Source organism: Paracoccus sp. SCN 68-21 (assembly GCF_001724535.1).
In the GTDB taxonomy this organism is placed as follows: Bacteria; Pseudomonadota; Alphaproteobacteria; order Rhodobacterales; family Rhodobacteraceae; genus Paracoccus; species Paracoccus hibiscisoli.
This window is the reverse complement of sequence record NZ_MEES01000005.1, coordinates 24,393-43,932: the sequence shown is the minus strand read 5'-3', so window position 1 is coordinate 43,932 and position 19,540 is coordinate 24,393. Positions and strand designations below refer to the sequence as shown.

Genomic DNA, 19,540 nt, shown 5'->3' with positions numbered 1-19,540 from the left:
ACTTCTGACTCATCTTTGGGGGATACCAGACCGGCAAAAGTCGGCATTCCCCAAAGGCAGAGCATGACGAAAACCAAGGAAAAACGCGCGGATTCCGCGCGGCCCTTACCGCTGAACCAGATTCTGGGCGGCGACTGCATCGAGATCATGAACAGCCTGCCCGAGGGCAGCGTGGACCTGATCTTTGCCGACCCGCCCTACAACCTGCAATTGAAGGGCGATCTGCACCGTCCCGACAATTCCAAGGTCGATGCGGTCGATGACCATTGGGACCAGTTTTCCAGCTTTGCCACCTATGACGCCTTCACCCGCGATTGGCTGGCCGCCGCCCGCCGCCTGCTGAAACCGAACGGCGCGATCTGGGTGATCGGCAGCTATCACAACATCTTTCGCGTCGGCGCCGAGATCCAGAATCAGGGCTTCTGGATCATGAACGACGTCATCTGGCGCAAGTCGAACCCCATGCCGAATTTCCGTGGCAAGCGGCTGACCAACGCGCATGAGACGCTGATCTGGGCCGCGAAATCGGAATCGTCGAAATACACCTTCAACTATGAGGCGCTGAAGTCGCTGAACGAAGGCATCCAGATGCGCAGCGACTGGGTGCTGCCCATCTGCAACGGCGGCGAACGGCTGAAGGACGCGGCGGGCGACAAGGCGCATCCGACGCAGAAACCCGAATCGCTGCTGCACCGGGTGATCCTGGGCACGACCAATCCGGGCGACGTGGTGCTGGACCCGTTCTTCGGCACCGGCACCACCGGCGCCGTCGCCAAGATGCTGGGCCGCGACTATATCGGCATCGAGCGCGAGGAGACCTATCGCGAGGTCGCCACCCGCCGCCTGTCCCGCGTCCGCCGTCTGGACGCCGACGCCATCGCCACCACGCGCGCCAAACGCGCCGAGGTGCGCATCCCGTTCGGCCAGGTCATCGAACGCGGCATGCTGCGCCCGGGAGAGGAGCTGTATTCCCTGGGCAACCGCCATAAGGCCAAGGTCCGCGCCGATGGCAGCCTGATCGGCAATGACGTCAAGGGCTCGATCCATCAGGTCGGCGCCGCGCTGGAGGGCGCGCCCAGCTGCAACGGCTGGACCTATTGGCATTTCCGGCGCGAGGGCAAGATGATCCCCCTGGACATCCTGCGCCAGCAGATCCGCGCCGAGATGGAGGGTGACGCCCCCCGCCCGAACTGACCCCATTCTTTCGCCAGTCCGCGCCCGCGACCCTGCGGGCCGGACCACCTTGCCCCGCCATGTCCGCATGGCGGGGTTTTTTCATGCGCGACAGGCGCCGCTGCGTCAGCGCAGGGTGCGCATGAAATCCGCCACGCCCTGCGCGTCGCCCGTATCAGGCCGGTCGCGCCGCGCCGCCAGCCAGTCCAGCAGCGATGCCACCTGCCGGTCGGAAAACCGCATCTCCCAGTCATCGAACAGGCGTTTGGACAGCTGGCCCTGATCCAGAACCGTCACATTGACGTGCCGGTCATCGTCGCGCAGCCATTCCAGCAGCTGGAACAGCCGGGGGCGTGGCCCCTCGATCCACTGAAAGAACATGCCGTCTTCGTGGTGCAGACAGCCTGTCAGGCCGACCGACCGGTTCCAACGCCGCGACCGTTCCAAGATCCGATCCAGGTCGTCCTGATCCAGCCCCGGCCGGGCCACGCTGCGATACAGCAGATAGCCGATCGGTTCGTCCGGGGCGGGGTGCCGGTCGGCATCCGGCAGGGTCGGCTGGTCGGTCATCGCGCTCTCCTTGGCTTGTGACAGAATGCCTCAGCCGCCCACGGCCGGGCAAGCGTCGCCCGGGCGATCTGGGCGGGAATCTACCTTCATGGTTGACGAACCATGAAGGTGATGCACGCAAGCGGTGTACGCCCTGTGCACGCACGGTGCCTGTCCGGTGCATCCCCCGTGCACCCGAATCGCCAGCAATTGCAGGGTGTCGCGGCCGCTGTTGCGGGACCGCCCCTGCATCACCGCGCGTTGCGCATCACAGGGCCCCCGCGCGTTGCGCGTCAGAGAGCGTTGCGCGGCATGGGCAGATCGCCCCGCGTATAGGGGGCCCAGTCGGTGATCTCGGGGTAGAACCGCTTGCGCCAGGCGCGCACCCGGGGGTTCATCCGCCGCCGCCACAAAGGCGGCACCATCGCCAGCATGGTCATGGCCGGATAGCCCATCGGCAGCTGCGGAGCCTCGTCCTCGGAATAGGTCTGCAGCAGCGGGAAGCGGCGGTCGGGCTTGGTGTGGTGGTCGGAATGGCGCTGCAGGTTGATCAGCAGCCAGTTGGTCGCGGTGTGGCTGGCGTTCCAGCTGTGGCGCGGGCGGGCGGGCTCGTATCGGCCCTCGCCCAGATGCTTGCGCGACAGGCCGTAATGTTCGACGTAATTGGTCAGCTCCAGCTGCCAGACGGCGATGAAGGCCTGGAAAAGAAACAGCAAAAGCCCCGTCCACCCACCCAGGGCCAGCGCGGCGACCAGCATCATCCCCTGCAGCGCAGCGTAGCGCCAGAAGGGGTTGCGCCGGTCCCAGGGGCTGCGGCCCGCGCGGGCCAGAAACCGCGTCTCGGCCGCCCATGCGCTGCGCGGCCCGTCGGTCAGCACCCGCCAGAAGAACCGGTAGAACCCCTCGTTATAGCGGGCCGAGACCGCATCGCGCGGGGTCGAGACCCAGGAATGATGCACCAGCAGATGTTCGGTCCGGAAATGCGAATACAGCACCGAGGACAGCAGCAGATCGCCCAGCCAGCGTTCAGCCGGGGATTTTTGATGCAGCAATTCATGGGCATAGACGATGCCCACGCTGCCCGACACGACCCCCAGGGCAAAGAACAGCCCGACCGATTCCCAGCCCGGCAGGTGATCCGTGCGCCCCGCCAGCCAGACGCAGGCCATGATCGCGGTGATCTGCAGCGGGAACCAGATCAGCGTCACGGCGCGGTGCCAGAACAGTTGGTCGGGGGCGGTCTCGGGGTCGGGATTGGCCTCGTTCAGGCCCAGCACCCCGTCCAGCGCGGTGGTCAGATACCAGGCATAAAGCGGCACCAGCGCCCACCACGCCCCGCCCTGCCACGCCGCCAGTGCGATCAGCGGGATCAGCGCCACGGACAGCCAGAACGGAGCCGCAGACGGCAGGGGGGATGAGTCGCTCATGCCCCGAATGCTAGCCGCGCAGCGCGGGTTGCGCCATATCCCAGACCTTGCGCATCAGGCCGGGCAGGGCCTCGCGGTCGATCTGCCGCAGGGGGGTCAGTTCCCCCCGCGTGGGGTTGCCGGTCAGATCGCCCAACAGGACCGTCAGATCCAGGGTGAAATGCGTGAACACATGCCGCACCGCCCCCAGATCGCGCCAATCCGCAGGCCCCGGCGGCGGCAGGTCGCGCCCGTCCCACCCGGCCGAGGGAAAGGCCAGGACGCCGCCCAACAGCCCCTGCGGCGGGCGATGCTCCAGCAGCAGGGCGCCTCCCTGCCGCGCCAGCCAGACGGTGCCCTGACGCAGCGGTTTCGCCGGTTTTGGCGTCTTGCGGGGCAGTTCGGCCGCGATGCCCTGCGCGCGGGCGTCGCAGACCGCCTGCAGCGGGCAGATCACGCAGGCCGGGCTGCGCGGCGTGCAGATGGTCGCGCCCAGATCCATCATCGCCTGCGCGTAATCGCCGGGCCGGGCCTGCGGCGTCAGCGTGTCCGCCAGCGCCACCAGTTCCGGCTTCGCGCGGGGCAGGGGCGTCTGGACCGCGAACAGCCGCGACACCACCCGTTCGACATTGCCGTCCACCACCGTCTCGGGCCGGCCAAAGGCGATCGCCGCGATCGCGGCCGAGGTATAGGCCCCGATGCCGGGCAGCGCCTGCAGGCCCGCGCGCGTGTCGGGAAACCCGCCCATTGCGGTCACGGCGCGGGCGCAGGCCAGCAGGTTGCGGGCGCGGGCGTAATAGCCAAGGCCCGCCCATTCGGCCATCACCGCCGCGTCATTGGCCCCGGCCAGCGCCTGAACCGTGGGCCACAGCGCGGTGAAGCGCAGGAAATACGCCTTGACCGCCGCCACGGTGGTCTGCTGCAGCATCACTTCGGACAGCCAGACGCGATAGGGGTCGGCGGGCGGCTCGCCCGGCGGGACGCGCCAGGGCAGGGTGCGGGCGTGGCGGTCATACCAGTCCAGCAGGTCGGGGGCGATCACCTTGCTTTCACGCAATTATGTGGGCCTTTGCAGAAGGGCGCGCTTTCATCCGGGGGGATGGCTGGCTAAGGATGGGCGCGTGATAGCAGCAAAGGCGGCCATGGCCCACCCGTCCCGACCCTTCCAGACCACGCCCCGTCGCCGCAGCCGCGGCTTTCAGGCGGCGGCCACGCTGTTGGCCGACCGGGTCCAGAAGGCGGCCGAGGGGCGGGGTTTCGCCGTCACCCGCCTGCTGACCCATTGGTCCGAGATCGCTGGTCCCCAGCTGGCCGCCGTCACGCGCCCGGTCAAGATCAGCCACGCCCGCAGCGGCTTCGGCGCCACGCTGACCCTGCTGACCACCGGCCCCATGGCCCCCATGGTCGAGATGCAGCTGCCGCAGCTGCGCGACCGGGTGAACGCCTGTTACGGCTATAACGCGGTCAGCCGGATCACCCTGACCCAAACCGCCGCCAGCGGCTTTGCCGAAGGGCATGCGGCCTTTGCCCATGCCCCCCGCGCGCCCAAGGCCCCCGACCCCGCCGTCGTGGCGCAGGCACAGGGCGTGGCGGCGCAATTCTCTGACCCGACCCTGGCGCAGGCCATGGCGCAATTGGCGCTGAACGTCGCCAGCCGCCGGACCTGACCCCCATGCCCGACCTGAAAGGACCTTCCATGTATCTCCGCTCTGCCGCGACCGCGATTGCCCTGACCCTGGCCGCCCCCGCCCTGGCGCAGGACGCCACGCCCGAGACCCTGCCAGACATCGCCCTGGGGGCCGAGGACGCGCCGCTGACCATCATCGAATATGTCAGCTATACCTGCGGGCATTGCGCGAATTTCCACACCGATGTCTATCCGCAGCTGAAGGCCGACTATATCGACACGGGCCTGGTCCGCTTCGTGCAGCGCGACGTCTATTTCGACCAGCCGGGCCTGTGGGCCGGCATCCTGGCGCGCTGCGGCGGGGACGAGAAATTCTATCCCGTGTCGGGCATGCTGTTCGATGAGCAGCAGACCTGGCTGGCCGGCGGTTCGGGCGACGAGATCGCGTCGAACCTGCGCCGCATCGGCCTCAAGGCCGGAATGACCGAGGATCAGATGACCGCCTGCTGGAACGACACCGCCAAGGTCGAACAGCTGATCGCGACCTTCCAGGCCAATGCCACCGCCGACGGGGTCGAGGCGACGCCGACCTTCATCATCGGCGGCGACAAGGTGCCGAACCAGGCCTGGGACAGCATGAAGGCCGTCATCGACGAAAAACTGGCCGAGGCCGCACCCGCCGAATGACGCCGTCGCGCCCGGCAGCCGCTGCCGGGCGCGATTGATTTTCCCCGCCCGTGGCCGCAGGATCGGGGCGCGACCGAACGTCGCGCATCACGGGGACAGGGCGTCATGATTCAGGAATTCAAGACTTTCATCGCGCGCGGCAATGTCATCGACCTTGCCGTGGGCATCATCATCGGCGCGGCCTTCACGGCCATCGTCAATTCGCTGGTCGTGGACCTGATCAACCCGATCCTGGGCCTGATGACCGGCGGCATCGATTTCACCGACAAATACGTGGTGCTGTCCGGCACCGTCGCCGACGGGGCCAGCCTGGCGGTCGCGCGCGATTCGGGCGCGGCGATCTTTGCCTATGGCGCCTTTGCCATGGCGGTGCTGAACTTTCTGATCGTGGCCTGGGCGGTGTTCCTGCTGGTCAAGGGCGTCAACCGCCTGCAGCGCACCGTCAAGCGCGAGGAGGAGGCCAAGGAGGCCGTGGCCCCCACAGGCCCCAGCCAGGAGGAGCTGCTGGCGCAGATCCGCGACCTGCTGGCGGATCGCGCCAACCCCGTTTGAGGGGTCACAGCCCCAGCACGGCCTCGGGCGTGACCGCGTCCAGGCCCAGGGCCTCGCCCACCGGGGGCGAGGTCAGCTGCCCCTCATGCGTGGACAGGCCCGCGCGCAGATGCGCGTCATCGCTCAGCGCGCGGCGCCAGCCCTTGTCGGCGAGGGCCAGCAGATGCGGCATGGTCACGTTCCCCAGGGCCTGGGTCGAGGTCCGCGCCACGGCCCCCGGCATGTTCGCCACGCAGTAATGCACGATGCCGTCGACCTCATAGATCGGGTCGTGATGCGTGGTCGCGCGCGAGGTCTCGAAACAGCCGCCCTGATCGATCGCCACGTCGACCAGCACCGCGCCTGGGCGCATGGTGGACAGCTGGTCGCGGGTGATCAGCTTGGGCGCGGCGGCGCCGGGGATCAGCACCGCGCCGATCACCATGTCGGCGGTCTGGATGATCTCGGCGGTGGCTGCGGCGCTGGCGAATTGCGTGGTCAGGCGGCCCATGAACACGTCGTCCAGATAGGACAGGCGCGGGACCGACCGGTCCATGACCGTCACGTTCGCGCCCATCCCCACGGCGACCCGCGCGGCGGCCGTGCCCACGACCCCGCCGCCGATCACCACGACATTCGCGGGCCGCACGCCCGGCACGCCGCCCATCAGCACGCCGCGCCCACCATTGGCCTTTTGCAGCGCCCAGGACCCGACCTGCGGGGCCAGACGGCCCGCGACCTCGGACATCGGCGCCAGCAGGGGCAGGCCGCCACGCGCATCGGTCACGGTCTCATAGGCGATGGCGGTCACGCCACTGTCCAGCAGGTCGCGGGTCTGGTCCGGGTCGGGCGCCAGATGCAGATAGGTGAACAGGATCTGGCCCTTGCGCAGCATCTTGCGCTCGGCGGGCTGCGGTTCCTTGACCTTGATGATCAGCTCTGCCGCGTCAAAGACGGCGGCGGCGTCCGCGGCGATGGTCGCGCCCGCGGCCTGATAGTCGGCATCCTCAAAGCCAGCGCCCTCTCCGGCGCCGGTCTGGACGATGACCTCATGGCCCCGGCCCACGGCCTCGGCGGTGGCGGCGGGCGTCAGGCCCACGCGGAATTCCTGCGGTTTGACCTCCTTCGGGCATCCGATCTTCATGGCGTCGTCCCTTACCGTTTCGTCCATCCTGACATCGCCCTGCCGCAAGGTGCTGCGAAGATGGGTCGGATCGCGGCCCCGGCGGCGAAGAATCCGCTGGCATCGGCGGCACTGTTCGAAGAATCTGCCCGCATGGCCGACCTTGACGCAATAGACCGCCGAATCCTGTCGCTCCTTCAGAAGGAGGGGCGAATCAGCAATGCCGAACTGGCGCTCCGGGTGCATCTGTCGCCCTCGGCCTGTCACCGCCGCGTGCAGCGGCTGGAGGAGGCGGGCGTGATCGCGGGCTATGTCGCGCTGCTGGATGCGCGCGCGCTGCGCCGCCAGACGACCGTCTTTGTCGAGATCACCCTGTCCGGTCAGGCCGACGAGGTCCTGGACGCCTTTGAGCGCGGCGTGCGGGCGATTCCCGATGTGCTGGAATGCCATCTGATGGCGGGCACTGCCGATTACCTGCTCAAGATCGTGGTCGAGGATACGGATGATTTCGCCCGCATCCACCGCCAGCACCTGTCGCGCCTGCCCGGCGTGGCGCAGATGCATTCCAGTTTCGCGCTGCGCACGGTGTTCCGCACGACCGCGATTCCGGTCTGAGGGTCGCCCGCGGACCCCTGACGGCGTCTGGCGCGTTATGCAGCCAGAACCCATCAGGAGATGCACCATGCTGAAGACTCCGTTCAAGGCCCTGCTTGTGGGCACTCAGATCGCCGCGGCCAGCCTGCTGGCCACCACCGCCATCGCCCAGACCACGCAGGTCGAGACGCCCGCCGGAACGACCGTGATCGTTCCCGACGCCGCCTTGCAGGAGGAACCGTCCCAGGGCTTCGTCCTGGAGGGCGACTATCCGCGGCTGGAAAGCATCGAGAACTATGAGACCATCGCCGAAACCCTTTCGGCGCAGGGCTATTCCGACATCTACATCCAGCGCGAAGGCCCGATCCTGACCATCACCGCGCAGCGCGCCGGCGTGCCGATCGAGCTGGTCTACAGCACGGCCAACGCGCGCTTGGTATCAGTTGACGGGGTCGAGACGCGCCGCGATGCCGAAGGCTCGTCCGCGGGCGACATCACCGGTGCTGCGACCGGCAGCCAGTCGGGGACCGGCACCGACGCCACGGACGCGGATGATGCGGGTGCCGACACCGATGGCGCGGATGCCGATACCGGCGCCGATACGGGCACGGATGCTGGCGGCGATGCCGATGGCGGCGCGGACGGTGACGCTGACGGAGGCGCAGATGGCGGCTCCGACACCGATGGTGGCTCTGATTCGGATGGTGGCGAATCGGATGGCGGCTCTGACAGCGAGGGCTGATCGACCGGATCGTCCCATTGAACGAGAAAACCCCCGCGGCATGGCGCCGCGGGGGTTTTCAAATGACACAAGATCGCGTCGTCTTACAGCGCGCCTTCGCGCTGTGCCTTTTTACGGGCCAGCTTGCGGGCACGGCGAACGGCCTCGGCCTTTTCACGGGCTTTCTTGACCGACGGCTTCTCGAAATGTTGCTTGAGCTTCATTTCGCGGAAGACACCTTCGCGCTGAAGTTTTTTCTTCAGAGCACGGAGCGCCTGTTCGACGTTGTTGTCGCGAACATTGACCTGCATGTGGTTGTCACCACCTTCCTAGGTTAGAGTTGATAGATTGCAGGAAGCGTCCCCCTAACAAAGCCGGGCGCATTTGTCCAGACGAGGTATGCATGACCCAGACCGACCGAGACGCGCTTCTGGATGCCGCGCTGATCCATGTTGCCTTCGAGGGGATGAACGACCTGGCCCTGGCGGCCGGCGCCCGCGACATCGGCATGGACGCGGCCTTGGTCCGGGTGCTGTTCCCCCAGGGCGGCGCCGGGCTGGCCGCGGCCTATCATCGTCGCGCCGACGCGGCCCTGCGCCAGGCGCTGTCCGAGACCCCGCCCGAGGGCCGGTTCCGCGACCGCGTGGCCGAGGCCGTGTGGCGCAGACTGCAGCTGTCGGACCCCGAACTGGTGCGCGCGGGCGCGTCCACGCTGGCCCTGCCGCAGAACGCGACCTTGGCCGCGCGCCTGATCTGGGAGACGGCGGACGTCATCTGGACGGGTCTGGGCGACCGGTCGCAGGACGTGAACTGGTATTCGAAACGCGCCACGCTGACGGCGGTGATTTCGGCCACGGTGCTGTTCTGGCTGGGCGACGAGTCCGAGGGGCGGGCCGACACGCGCGCCTTCATCGACCGCCGCATCGACGGCGTCATGTCCATCGAGACGCTGAAGGCCAGCCTGGGCAAGCTGCCCGGTGCGGGCCGCCTGACCCGTGCGGCCTTTGGCTGGGTGCGCGCGCCGCGCGACCGCGCCCTGCCCGGCCGTAGCCGCTGAGGAGAGACGATGTTCCCCGACCAGATGACCGCGATCGAGATCGCCACCCCCGGCGCCGCCGATCAGCTGCGCGCCACCACCCGGCCCGTACCGGTGCCCTGCCACGATCAGATCCTGATCAAGATCGCCTATGCGGGCGTGAACCGCCCCGACGTGCTGCAACGCGCGGGCAGCTATGCGCCCCCGCCAGGCGCCTCCGACCTGCCGGGGCTGGAGGCCTCGGGCGAGATTGTGGGCTTGGGCGCGGGCGTCACCCGCTGGAAGAAGGGCGAGCAGGTCTGCGCCCTGCTGCCGGGCGGGGGCTATGCCGAATACGCGGTCTGCCACGCCGATCACGCGCTGCGCATCCCCAAGGGCCTGTCCCTGCGCGAGGGGGCCTGCCTGCCGGAAACGGCCTTCACCGTCTGGTCGAACGTGGTGCAGCGCGGCGGCCTGACCGGAGGAGAGCGGTTCCTGGTCCATGGCGGCACCTCCGGCATCGGGATGATGGCGATCCAGATCGCGCGGGCCCTGGGGGCGCGCGTCTTTGCCACTGCGGGCAGCGATGACAAATGCGCGGCCATCACGGCGCTTGGCGCAACGGCCATCAATTACAAGACCCAGGATTTCACCAAGATCCTGGCCGAGGCGGGCGGCGCCGACCTGATCCTGGACATGGTCGGCGGCAGCTATATCCCCCGCAACATCAAGTCGCTGGCCCAGGACGGGCGGCTGGTCATGATCGCCTTTCTGGAAGGCCCCAAGGTCGAGCTGAACTTTGCCCAGATCATGGTGAACCGCCTGACGATCACCGGATCGACCCTGCGCCCGCAATCCGACGTCGCCAAGGCCGAGATCGCCGACGCCCTGCGCAAGCAGCTGTGGCCGATGATCGCCGCCGGGTCGGTGGCCGTCACCATCGACAGAGAACTCGCCCTGGCCGAGGCCGCCGACGCCCACCGCCGCATGGAAAGCAGCGACCATATCGGCAAGATCGTCCTGAAGGTGGCGGGCTAGCGCACCGCCTCCATCAGCAGGCGCGGCTGGCTGCAGTCGCGCCGCACGTCAGGGGCGCAGGCGCGCGGTTCCAGGTCTCGCGTCAGGCAGATGCGCAATTCGGTCAGCGCGCCGTCGCGGCAGATGACGGTGATGCCGTCGGCCTCATGGTCGGGATTGGCCTCCAGGAACGCCTCTTCGATCACGGTTGGGGGCAGGGTAATGGTGCGCGCCAGGTCGTCGAAGACGGCAGGAATGGTGATCGCCGCCGTCGCGCGCCGGGTCGCGTCATAGTAATCGGCCGCAGACAGGCCGGTGCAGCGCCCGTGCTTTTGCCATTGGTGCCAGGCCAGGCGGCCCGACCCCATGATATCCTCCATCGACGCCGTCTCGCGGCGCGCGGGGTCGCGTTCGGACGTGGTGCAATCCTGCGGCCAGCCGCGTTCGTATTGCGGCCATAATCCGTGGGTGGTGAAATCGCGCCCGGTGCCTGCGCGGCATTCGGGCGCATCGCGTCCGTCGCCGGTCCGGGTGCACCAGGCGGGCTGCCAGGACAGCGCCAGGACATAGTAATCGAACCGCCCGGCCACGTCGCGGGCCGCCAAAGCCAGGGGGGACAAAAGGATAGCCAGAGACAGGATCAGGATGCGCATCCTGCCACAATAGCGACGCCTGCGCGCGCGCGCATCGGACAATCGTGCGAATCCTCTTTTCCCCGGCCCCTGAAATCGGTATATGACCTGCCAATTCCCCCCGAAAACGAGGAATGGCGCAAGCCGAAGCCGTTTTTCCGGCCCTCACCCCCATGTTCGGGACCAAGAGACACGCGAAGGAGACTGACATGAGCAAGCCGCTGATGGCCAAGGCCACCGCCGTCTGGCTGGTCGACAACACGACGCTCAGCTTCAAGCAGATCGGCGATTTCTGCGGTCTGCACGAGCTTGAGGTCCAGGGCATCGCCGATGGCGACGTGGCCGCGGGCGTCAAGGGTTTCGACCCGATCGCATCCAACCAGCTGGACCCCGAAGAGATCAAGCGCGCCGAAGGCAGCCCGATCTATCGCATGCGTCTGAAGCACAACCCCGCATCCGAGGGTGAGGAGAAGCGTCGCGGCCCGCGCTATACCCCCCTGTCCAAGCGTCAGGACCGCCCCGCCGCGATCCTGTGGCTGGTCAAGTTCCACCCGGAGCTGGCCGATGCGCAGATCGCCAAGCTGGTCGGCACGACCAAGCCCACGATCGCGTCGATCCGCGAGCGCACGCATTGGAACAGCCAGAACATCCAGCCGATCGACCCGGTCGCCCTGGGCCTGTGCCGCCAGACCGAGCTGGACGCCGCCGTCCAGAAGGCCGCCAAGAAGAAGGCCGCCGAGGGTGGCGTGATGACCGACGACGAACGCCGCAAGCTGGTCAGCACCGAAACCTCGCTGGCCATGTCGGACGAGCCGCGCCTGCCCAGCTCGATCGCGGGACTGGAGAATTTCAGCCTGTCGCGCGACGAGGACAAGCCCGAGCGGGAGCTGGACAAGGACACGTTCTTCAACCTGCCGGATACGGATGACGAGGATGATGAGGACGAGGGTCAGGGCCGCCGCCGCTGATCCCCACGCATCATGATGCAAAAGGCCGGGCGATTTGCCCGGCCTTTTTTATGGCGTGGATGCCGCCTGTCGGTCAGGCAACCGGCCTGCCTTGCGGGCGGTTATGAAGAAGGCCGCGCCGGGTTTCCCCGACGCGGCCCCAAACACGACCGGTCTTGCGATCAGGCGCGGCCGCGCACTGCACGCGCGATGGCGATCAGGATGCACGCGCCGACAAAGCCGGCCAGCAGATAGGCAAAGCTGAAGCTTGCGCCCGCAGCGTACAGGCCCAGAAGCGAGCCGAAGATGAAGTTGAACAGAACCGCACCGACGATCCCCAGAAGGATGTTCGCCAGAAGACCCATGTTGGACTTCATGAATTGCTCGGCAAGCCAACCGGCAATGCCCCCGACGATGATTGCTGCAAGCCAGCCCATGTTACTCTCCTTAAGACCTTGGCCGACCCTGTCGGTCGGCACCTTCTGGCATCGCAACGTCGTCTTTCGTCCGGGGTTCCCGCAGGCCCTGCGAAAATGTCACACCGAGAGGCAGATATACTTCATCTCCAGATAGTCCTCCAATCCGTGATGGCTGCCTTCGCGGCCCAGGCCCGACTGCTTGACCCCGCCAAAGGGCGCGACCTCGGTCGAGATCAGGCCGGTGTTCACGCCGACGATGCCGTATTCCAGCGCCTCCTGGACGCGGGTGATGCGGCCTATGTCGCGGGCATAGAAATACGAGGCCAGGCCAAAGATGGTGTCGTTGGCGGCCTTGACCGCCTCCTCCTCGGTGTCGAATTGGAACAGGGGCGCCAGCGGGCCAAAGGTCTCCTCGGTCGCGACCTTCATGGCGCGGGTGACGCCGGTGACGACGGTGGGCTGAAAGAACAGCCCCTCCATCGGCTTGCCGCCGGTCAGCACCTGACCGCCGCCCTCCAGCACGTCGCGGATGTGGTCGCGGACCTTGTCCACGGCCTTTTCGTTGATCAGCGGGCCGGTGGTGGTGCCGTCCTGCAACCCGTCGCCGACCGACAGCTTGTCCACCGCCGCCGCCAGCTTTTCGGCAAAGGCGTCATAGACCCCGGCCTGCACATAGATGCGGTTGGCGCAGACGCAGGTCTGGCCGTTGTTGCGGAATTTCGATGCCATCGCGCCCTCGACCGCGGCATCCAGATCGGCGTCGTCAAAGACGATAAAGGGCGCGTTGCCGCCCAGCTCCATGCTGCATTTCATGACCTGATCGGCGGCCTGGCGCAGCAGCACCCGGCCCACCTCGGTCGAGCCGGTGAAGGTCAGCTTGCGCACCAGATGGTTCTCGCAGAACTCCTTGCCGATGTCGCTGGCGCGCGAGGATGGAACGACCGACAGGATGCCCTTGGGCAGGCCCGCGCGTTCGCCCAGCACCGCCATGGCCAGCGCCGACAGCGGCGTTTCCGTCGCGGGCCGCGCGACAAAGCCGCAGCCGACGGCCAGCGCCGGGCCCGCCTTGCGCGCGATCATCGCGTTCGGGAAATTCCACGGCGTGATCGAGCCCACGACCCCGATGGGCTGGCGGATGACGCTGATGCGCTTGTCGGTCTGATGGCCGGGAATGGTCTCTCCGTAGACGCGCTTGGCCTCCTCTCCGAACCATTCGATGAAGCTGGCGCCATAGGCGATCTCTCCCTTGGCCTCGGCCAGGGGCTTGCCCTGTTCGGCGGTCAGGATGGTGCCCAGGTCGGTCTGATTGGCCATCATCAGGTCGAACCATTTGCGCATCACCTGGGCGCGCTCCTTGGCCGGGCGCGCGGCCCAATCCTTCATGGCAGCGGCGGCGGCGTCGATGGCGCGGGCGGTCTCGGGGCGTCCCACATCGGCGACGCGGGCTATGACGTCGCCGCGGGCGGGGTTCCTGACCTCGAATGTCGCGCCGTCATCGGCATCGACCCACTCGCCCGCGACGAAGGCACGGGTCTCCAGCAGCGACGGATCGCTGAGCAGGCTTTTCAGGTCGGTCTGGTGATCGGTCATGGCATCCTCGGGGTGATTGCGTCGGGCCATGAGACCATGCCCGGCAGGGGGAAGTCAAAGCGCAGCCGATGCCGCGAATGTGAACGGACGGGCGCAACCGGCGGGCGCCTTTGGCGTTGCACCTCCAATCGCTGAGCTGTCCCTCTTGGCGATCTCTCGGGGGCGGTGCGCAGGTCGCGCCGCCCTTTTCCTATGCGAAACGGTCGCGCCAGCAGGGCTGCAGATCGCCGGGCTGCGGGGTCGCGGCATGGACGGCCCGCGCAATCGCCCGCGCCAGAACGCAGGATGCCGCGTGACCCAGGGCAAAGGCATCCCCCACCGCATCGACCGGCACCCGCGCGCCGGTGGACAGCGCAAAGACCAGATCGCCGTCCAGCGGCGTGTGGCTGGGCACCAGGGCGCGGGCCATGCCGTCATGCGCGGCGACGGCCAGCCGCTGCAGGCCCGCCTTGTCCATCGGCAGATCGGTCGCGACGATGGCGATGGTGGTGGCCTCGCCCATGCGCTTGGCGGGCGAGGGTTCATGAGCGGCCGGAAAGCGGTCCGGCAGGCCCAGCCCCCCGAATTCGGACCCCAGCTCCCACGGGGCGGCCCAGAAATGCGGGCCATCGCCGACGGTCGCCTGTCCCAGTGCGTTGACGACGACCAGCGCCCCCACGGTCGCGCCCCCCTCCAGCACCGCCGATGCCGAGCCGACCCCGCCCTTCAGCGTGCCGGTCAGCGCGCCCCAGCCCGCGCCCGCCGTGCCGATGGCGAAATCGGCGCCTGCCGCCGTCCAGGCCGCCGCCCCAAGCACGGGATAGGGGTTCGCGTCCCAGGCCTTGTCGCCGCCGTTCAGCAGGTCGAAGACGATCGCCCCCGGCACGATCGGCACCCGCGCCGGTCCCACCGCAAAGCCCCGCCCCGCCGCATGCAGCGCCGCCATCACCCCGTCGCAGGCCGCCAGCCCAAAGGCCGACCCGCCCGAGAGAGTCAGCGCATCGACGCCCGGCACCAGCTTGTCGGGGGCCAGCAGGTCGGTCTCGCGCGTGCCCGGCGCACCGCCCATCACATGGACCGAGGCCGCAAAGGGCGCATCCGCCGTCAGCACCGTCACCCCCGATCGCAGCGTGGCATCCTGCGCGTGACCCACGCGCAGCCCGGCCACATCGGTGATCAGGTTGCGCGGGCCGGCAATCATGCCTGCGCCGCCAGGGCCGCATCGCGGGTCTGGGTCAGGGTCGCGCCGGGGGTCAGCGCCTCGGGGTTCAGGCGCAGCTCGATCACCGACAGGCGGCCGGACAGGCGCGCGCGTTCGAAGGCGGGGGCGAAATCGGCATCGCGTTCGACCAGCTCTCCGTGGCCGCCATAGGCGCGGGCCAGGGCCGCAAAATCAGGGTTGAACAGGTCGGTCCCCGACACGCGGCCGGGATAGTGACGCTCCTGGTGCATGCGGATCGTGCCATAGCGACCGTTGTTGGCGACGATGACGATGGGGGTCGCGCCATATTGGGCGGCGGTCGACAGCTCGTTCACGGTCATCTGCAGGCAGCCGTCGCCCGCCAGGCAGACGGTCATCCGGTCGGGCCGCGCCAGGCTGGCCGAGATCGCGGCAGGCAGGCCGTATCCCATCGACCCCGAGGTCGGCGCCAGCTGCGTCCCATAGCAGCGCCAGCGGTAATAGCGATGCAGGAAGGACGCATAATTCCCCGCGCCATTGGTCACGATGGCATCGGGCGGCAGGTTCCGCGCCAGCCAGTCGATCACGCATTCCAGCCGCAGCGGACCGGGCGTCGGGCGCGGCTGCTGCCAGTCTTCATACGAGGCGCGCAGCCGTTCGCGCCAGGCACTCCAGGACGCGGCGGGGGCGGGCAGGTCGGCCAGCGCGGCGACCATCCGGCGCGGGTCGGCGACCACGCCCGGATCGGCGCGCCACAGCACGCCCAGCTGGTCGGGGTCGGGATGGACCATCACCACCCGCGCATGGGGCCGCGCCGGGTCCATCAGCGTGTATCCCCCCGTCAGCGTGTCCCCCAATCGCGACCCAAGCGACACGATCACATCCGCCTCGCGCAGCGCGGCCCCCAGGGCGGGGTTCATGCCCACGCCCAGATCGCCCACGTAATGCGGCAGGGTGTTGTCCATCCGGTCCTGCCGGCGGAACGGCACCGCCACGGGCAGATCCCACGCCGCCGCGAACCGCCCCAGATCGTCGGCGGCCTGCTGCGACCACTGGCTGCCCCCCGCCACGACCAGCGGGCGGCTGGCCCCGGCCAGGGCCGCGGCCACCGCCGCCACGGCATCCGGCGCCACATGCGGCAGGGCCGGGCGCGCGGGCGGCAGGTCGGGCGCGTCGGACCGGCCCGATAGCATGTCCTCGGGCAGGGCCAGGACCACGGGGCCGGGGCGGCCCGACATCGCGACATGGAACGCGCGGGCGACGTATTCCGCGATGCGGTCGGTCGCGTCGATCTGGGCCACCCATTTCGCCAGGGGCGCGAACATGGCGCGGTAATCGACCTCCTGAAAGGCCTCGCGGTCGGTGTCGCCGCGCGCGATCTGGCCCACGAACAGGATCATCGGCGTGCTGTCCTGGCGCGCGACATGCACGCCCGCGCTGGCATTGGTGGCACCGGGGCCGCGCGTGACAAAGGCCACACCGGGCCTGCCGGTCAGCTTGCCCGCCGCCTCGGCCATCATGGCCGCGCCGCCCTCCTGGCGGCAGACGACATTGGCGATGCCGCTGTCATGCAGCCCGTCCAGCGCCGCCAGAAAGCTCTCTCCGGGAACCGAGAACACCCGGCATACGCCGTTGTCGCGCAGCGCCTGCACCAGGATCTGTCCGCCATGCCGCATCGTGGCCCCCCTTTGTTGCATCAGAGGTAACCCGACGCGCCCCGGCTGCGCAACGCATGCCTTTACACAGGCGCCCGCCGCGCCTATCTGACCAGCCATGGCCAAGGATGACGACAGCAAGAACTACAAGGTGATCGCCGAGAACCGGCGCGCCCGGTACGACTATGCCATCGAGAGCGATCTTGAGGTGGGCATCATGCTGACAGGCTCCGAGGTCAAGTCCCTGCGCGTGGGACAGTCCAACATCGCCGAAAGCTACGCCTCGGTCGAGGGCGGAGAGCTGTGGCTGATCAACAGCTATATCGCGGCCCTGTCGCGGGCAGGCGTGTTCGGCCACGAGGAACGCCGCCGCCGCAAGCTGCTGGTGAAATCACGCGAGCTGGCCCGGCTGTGGCAGTCCACCGCGCGCGAGGGGATGACGCTGGTTCCGCTGGTGATGTATTTCAACCACCGCGGCATCGTGAAGCTGAAGATCGCCGTCGCCAAGGGCAAGAAGAACCACGACAAGCGCGAAACCAGCGCCGCCCGCGACTGGAATCGTCAGAAGGCGCGCCTGCTGAAGCAGGGATAGGCCATTGCAGCCCCGCCCCCGCCCCTGTAAATCGGGGCGCGGCGCAACAAGGGGGGCGGGCCATGGACGATCCGAAGACACTGGTCTCGACCGACTGGCTGGCGGCGCATCTGGGCGACCCCGATCTGCGCGTCATTGACGCCAGCTGGCACATGCCCGCCACGGGCCGCGATGCACGCGCGGAATACGATGCCGCTCACATCCCCGGTGCGCGGTTCCTTGATATCGACGCGATCAGCGACAAACGCTCGACCCTGCCGCACATGGCCCCCCCGCCCGAAATGTTCATCAGCCGGTTGCGCGCGATGGGCGTGGGCGACGGGCATCAGGTGGTCATCTATGACAATTCCGACGTGCGCAGCGCGTTTCGCGTGTGGTGGACGTTCCGGCTGATGGGCAAGACCGACGTGGCCGTGCTGGATGGCGGCTTGGCCAAATGGCTGGCCGAGGGCCGCGCGACCGAGGACATGCCCCCCGTCATGCGTGACCGCCACATCACCGTGCAGCGGCAGGCAGGCCTGGTGCGCGACGTGACGCAGGTGGCCGCCGCCAGCAAGCTGGGCGTTCCGCAGATCGTGGACGCGCGCAGCCCGGAACGGTTCCGGGGCGATCAGCCCGAACCCCGCGCGGGCCTGCGCGCCGGTCACATCCCCGGGTCGCGCAACCTGCCCTTTGGCCGGCTGTTCAACACCGACGGCACGATGATCGCGCCGGATGCGATCCGCGCGGCCTTTGCGGACGCCGGCATCGACCTGTCGCGCCCGGTCATCACCACCTGCGGCAGCGGCGTGACGGCGGCGGCCCTGTCCTTTGCGCTGGAACGGGCAGGCCACCGCGACCATTCGCTTTACGACGGCAGCTGGACCGAATGGGGCAGTTTCGCCGACCTGAACATCGCAACCGGAGACGCCTGATGCTGACCGACCTGAAAGCCCAAAGCCCCGACAAGATCCTGATGCTGATCGAGGAGTTCAAGGCCGACACCCGACAGGGCAAGATCGACCTGGGCGTGGGCGTCTACAAGGACCCGCAGGGCGTCACCCCGGTCATGCGTGCGGTCAAGGCCGCCGAACAGCGCATCTGGGAGACGCAGACCACCAAGGCCTATACCGGGCTGGCGGGCGAGGCCGACTATCGCAACGCGCTGGCCACGATGGTGCTGGGCGATCTGCCCGCGGACCGTCTGGCCTCGGTCGCGTCGGTCGGTGGCACGGGCGCGATCCGTCAGGCGCTGGAACTGGCGCGGCTGGCCAACCCGGGCGTGCGGGTGTTCGTGTCGAACCCGACCTGGCCGAACCACCTGTCGATCATGGCTTTCATGGGCCTGCCCTATACCGAATACCGCTATTTCGACGCGGAAACCCGCGGCGTCGATTTCGACGGCATGAAGGCCGATATTGCGCAGGCGGGCAAGGGTGACATCGTCCTGCTGCACGGCTGCTGTCACAACCCGACCGGCGCCAACCTGACCCTGGATCAATGGTCCGAGGTCGTGGCGATCCTGGAAAAATCGGGCGCGATCCCGCTGATCGACCTGGCCTATCAGGGCTTTGGCGACGGGCTGGACGCGGATGCCGAGGCGACGCGCTTGGTCGCCCGCAGCCTGCCCGAGGTGCTGATCGCGGCCTCATGCTCCAAGAACTTCGGCATCTATCGAGAACGCACGGGCATCCTGATCGCGCTGGCCGACAACACCAAGGGCCGCGATCTGGCGCAGGGGTCGATGGCCTTCCTGAACCGCCAGAACTTTTCCTTCCCGCCGGATCATGGCGCGCGCATCGTCAGCACCATCCTGATGGACGACGCCCTGCGCGCCGATTGGGCGGCCGAACTGGAGGAGGTGCGGGGCACCATGCTGGGCCTGCGCGACCAGCTGGCGGCGGAACTGCGCGATCTGTCGGGCAGCGACCGGTTCGACTTTATCCGCCACCATCGCGGCATGTTCTCGCGCCTTGGCGCGACGCCCGAACAGGTGGCCAAGCTGAAAACCGATGCGGCCATCTATATGGTGGGCGATTCGCGGCTGAACATCGCGGGCCTGAACCGCGACACCGTGCCGGTGCTGGCCCGGGCGATCATCGACGCCGGGATCTGATCCGGGCA

At 68.2% G+C, this 19,540-nt stretch carries 22 protein-coding genes; 12 read left to right on the top strand and 10 right to left on the bottom strand.

Features of this window, described 5'->3' with window-relative positions:
* The first annotated feature begins 63 nt into the window (after positions 1-63).
* Positions 64-1,194 (top strand): site-specific DNA-methyltransferase, encoded by a 1,131-nt coding sequence (locus ABS73_RS02555; protein WP_277020136.1) that lies wholly within the window; start codon positions 64-66, stop codon positions 1,192-1,194.
* A gap of 105 nt (positions 1,195-1,299) precedes the next feature.
* Here ABS73_RS02555 and ABS73_RS02550 read toward each other — a convergent pair whose 3' ends face one another.
* From ABS73_RS02550 to ABS73_RS02540, 3 genes are all read right to left on the bottom strand, one after another.
* Positions 1,300-1,743: a BLUF domain-containing protein gene (locus ABS73_RS02550; protein WP_277020138.1), complete on the bottom strand. Its 444-nt coding sequence runs from the start codon at positions 1,741-1,743 to the stop codon at positions 1,300-1,302.
* A gap of 272 nt (positions 1,744-2,015) precedes the next feature.
* A complete protein-coding gene (locus ABS73_RS02545) occupies positions 2,016-3,149 on the bottom strand; it encodes an alkane 1-monooxygenase (RefSeq protein WP_277020139.1) in 1,134 nt (377 codons plus the stop codon).
* A gap of 10 nt (positions 3,150-3,159) precedes the next feature.
* The gene (locus ABS73_RS02540; RefSeq protein WP_277020141.1) at positions 3,160-4,185 is read right to left on the bottom strand and encodes an A/G-specific adenine glycosylase; all 1,026 of its coding nucleotides are present in this window, start codon (positions 4,183-4,185) and stop codon (positions 3,160-3,162) included.
* Between the two features lie 85 nt (positions 4,186-4,270).
* Here ABS73_RS02540 and ABS73_RS02535 point away from each other — a divergent pair, with 85 nt between their 5' ends.
* The 3 genes from ABS73_RS02535 to mscL all read left to right on the top strand — a co-directional run bounded on the left by ABS73_RS02535 (position 4,271) and on the right by mscL (position 5,994).
* Positions 4,271-4,795 carry a DUF721 domain-containing protein gene (locus ABS73_RS02535; protein WP_277020168.1) on the top strand — a complete coding sequence of 175 codons (525 nt, stop codon included), beginning with the start codon at positions 4,271-4,273 and terminating at the stop codon, positions 4,793-4,795.
* 29 nt (positions 4,796-4,824) lie between these two features.
* On the top strand, positions 4,825-5,442 hold the full coding sequence (locus ABS73_RS02530; RefSeq protein WP_277020142.1) for a DsbA family protein: 618 nt from the start codon (positions 4,825-4,827) through the stop codon (positions 5,440-5,442).
* A 105-nt stretch (positions 5,443-5,547) separates the two neighbouring features.
* Positions 5,548-5,994, top strand: a complete 447-nt coding sequence (mscL, locus tag ABS73_RS02525; protein ID WP_277020144.1) for a large conductance mechanosensitive channel protein MscL — start codon at positions 5,548-5,550, stop codon at positions 5,992-5,994.
* A 4-nt stretch (positions 5,995-5,998) separates the two neighbouring features.
* Here the strand turns inward: mscL and ald are convergent, their stop codons facing one another.
* Positions 5,999-7,117, bottom strand: a complete 1,119-nt coding sequence (gene ald, locus ABS73_RS02520; protein WP_277020146.1) for an alanine dehydrogenase — start codon at positions 7,115-7,117, stop codon at positions 5,999-6,001.
* A 132-nt stretch (positions 7,118-7,249) separates the two neighbouring features.
* Here ald and ABS73_RS02515 point away from each other — a divergent pair, with 132 nt between their 5' ends.
* Both ABS73_RS02515 and ABS73_RS02510 read left to right on the top strand, forming a co-directional pair.
* A complete protein-coding gene (locus tag ABS73_RS02515; RefSeq protein ID WP_277020148.1) occupies positions 7,250-7,711 on the top strand; it encodes an Lrp/AsnC family transcriptional regulator in 462 nt (153 codons plus the stop codon).
* A gap of 67 nt (positions 7,712-7,778) precedes the next feature.
* Positions 7,779-8,432 carry a hypothetical protein gene (locus ABS73_RS02510; RefSeq protein ID WP_277020149.1) on the top strand — a complete coding sequence of 218 codons (654 nt, stop codon included), beginning with the start codon at positions 7,779-7,781 and terminating at the stop codon, positions 8,430-8,432.
* A gap of 83 nt (positions 8,433-8,515) precedes the next feature.
* Here the strand turns inward: ABS73_RS02510 and rpsU are convergent, their stop codons facing one another.
* Positions 8,516-8,722 carry a 30S ribosomal protein S21 gene (rpsU, locus tag ABS73_RS02505; protein ID WP_081994671.1) on the bottom strand — a complete coding sequence of 69 codons (207 nt, stop codon included), beginning with the start codon at positions 8,720-8,722 and terminating at the stop codon, positions 8,516-8,518.
* A gap of 92 nt (positions 8,723-8,814) precedes the next feature.
* Here rpsU and ABS73_RS02500 point away from each other — a divergent pair, with 92 nt between their 5' ends.
* Together ABS73_RS02500 and ABS73_RS02495 are read left to right on the top strand one after the other, a co-directional pair.
* The gene (locus tag ABS73_RS02500) at positions 8,815-9,468 is read left to right on the top strand and encodes a COQ9 family protein (protein WP_277020156.1); all 654 of its coding nucleotides are present in this window, start codon (positions 8,815-8,817) and stop codon (positions 9,466-9,468) included.
* A 9-nt stretch (positions 9,469-9,477) separates the two neighbouring features.
* The gene (locus ABS73_RS02495; RefSeq protein WP_277020158.1) at positions 9,478-10,464 is read left to right on the top strand and encodes an NAD(P)H-quinone oxidoreductase; all 987 of its coding nucleotides are present in this window, start codon (positions 9,478-9,480) and stop codon (positions 10,462-10,464) included.
* Here the strand turns inward: ABS73_RS02495 and ABS73_RS02490 are convergent.
* Entirely contained in the window at positions 10,461-11,096 is a 636-nt protein-coding gene (locus tag ABS73_RS02490) for a ribonuclease T2 family protein (RefSeq protein ID WP_277020161.1), read from the bottom strand. The genes ABS73_RS02495 and ABS73_RS02490 overlap by 4 nt on opposite strands.
* A 188-nt stretch (positions 11,097-11,284) precedes the next feature.
* Here ABS73_RS02490 and ABS73_RS02485 point away from each other — a divergent pair, with 188 nt between their 5' ends.
* On the top strand, positions 11,285-12,043 hold the full coding sequence (locus tag ABS73_RS02485; RefSeq protein ID WP_277020164.1) for a DUF1013 domain-containing protein: 759 nt from the start codon (positions 11,285-11,287) through the stop codon (positions 12,041-12,043).
* A 161-nt stretch (positions 12,044-12,204) separates the two neighbouring features.
* Here ABS73_RS02485 and ABS73_RS02480 read toward each other — a convergent pair whose 3' ends face one another.
* The 4 genes from ABS73_RS02480 to ABS73_RS02465 all read right to left on the bottom strand — a co-directional run bounded on the left by ABS73_RS02480 (position 12,205) and on the right by ABS73_RS02465 (position 16,866).
* Positions 12,205-12,459: a GlsB/YeaQ/YmgE family stress response membrane protein gene (locus ABS73_RS02480; RefSeq protein WP_136854745.1), complete on the bottom strand. Its 255-nt coding sequence runs from the start codon at positions 12,457-12,459 to the stop codon at positions 12,205-12,207.
* A 99-nt stretch (positions 12,460-12,558) separates the two neighbouring features.
* A complete protein-coding gene (locus ABS73_RS02475) occupies positions 12,559-14,031 on the bottom strand; it encodes an NAD-dependent succinate-semialdehyde dehydrogenase (protein ID WP_286693394.1) in 1,473 nt (490 codons plus the stop codon).
* A 190-nt stretch (positions 14,032-14,221) separates the two neighbouring features.
* Positions 14,222-15,211 carry a P1 family peptidase gene (locus ABS73_RS02470; protein ID WP_277020578.1) on the bottom strand — a complete coding sequence of 330 codons (990 nt, stop codon included), beginning with the start codon at positions 15,209-15,211 and terminating at the stop codon, positions 14,222-14,224.
* On the bottom strand, positions 15,208-16,866 hold the full coding sequence (locus tag ABS73_RS02465; RefSeq protein WP_277020575.1) for a thiamine pyrophosphate-binding protein: 1,659 nt from the start codon (positions 16,864-16,866) through the stop codon (positions 15,208-15,210). The genes ABS73_RS02470 and ABS73_RS02465 overlap by 4 nt, the downstream gene beginning before the upstream one ends.
* Positions 16,867-16,963: 97 nt before the next feature.
* Between ABS73_RS02465 and smpB the strand changes: the two genes are divergently transcribed.
* The 3 genes from smpB to ABS73_RS02450 all read left to right on the top strand — a co-directional run bounded on the left by smpB (position 16,964) and on the right by ABS73_RS02450 (position 19,532).
* Positions 16,964-17,437 carry an SsrA-binding protein SmpB gene (gene smpB / locus ABS73_RS02460; protein ID WP_136854741.1) on the top strand — a complete coding sequence of 158 codons (474 nt, stop codon included), beginning with the start codon at positions 16,964-16,966 and terminating at the stop codon, positions 17,435-17,437.
* Positions 17,438-17,499: 62 nt separating this feature from the next.
* Positions 17,500-18,351 carry a 3-mercaptopyruvate sulfurtransferase gene (sseA, locus tag ABS73_RS02455; protein WP_277020570.1) on the top strand — a complete coding sequence of 284 codons (852 nt, stop codon included), beginning with the start codon at positions 17,500-17,502 and terminating at the stop codon, positions 18,349-18,351.
* Positions 18,351-19,532, top strand: a complete 1,182-nt coding sequence (locus ABS73_RS02450; protein ID WP_277020567.1) for an amino acid aminotransferase — start codon at positions 18,351-18,353, stop codon at positions 19,530-19,532. Before sseA ends, ABS73_RS02450 begins: the two co-directional genes overlap by 1 nt.
* Positions 19,533-19,540: the final 8 nt, after the last annotated feature.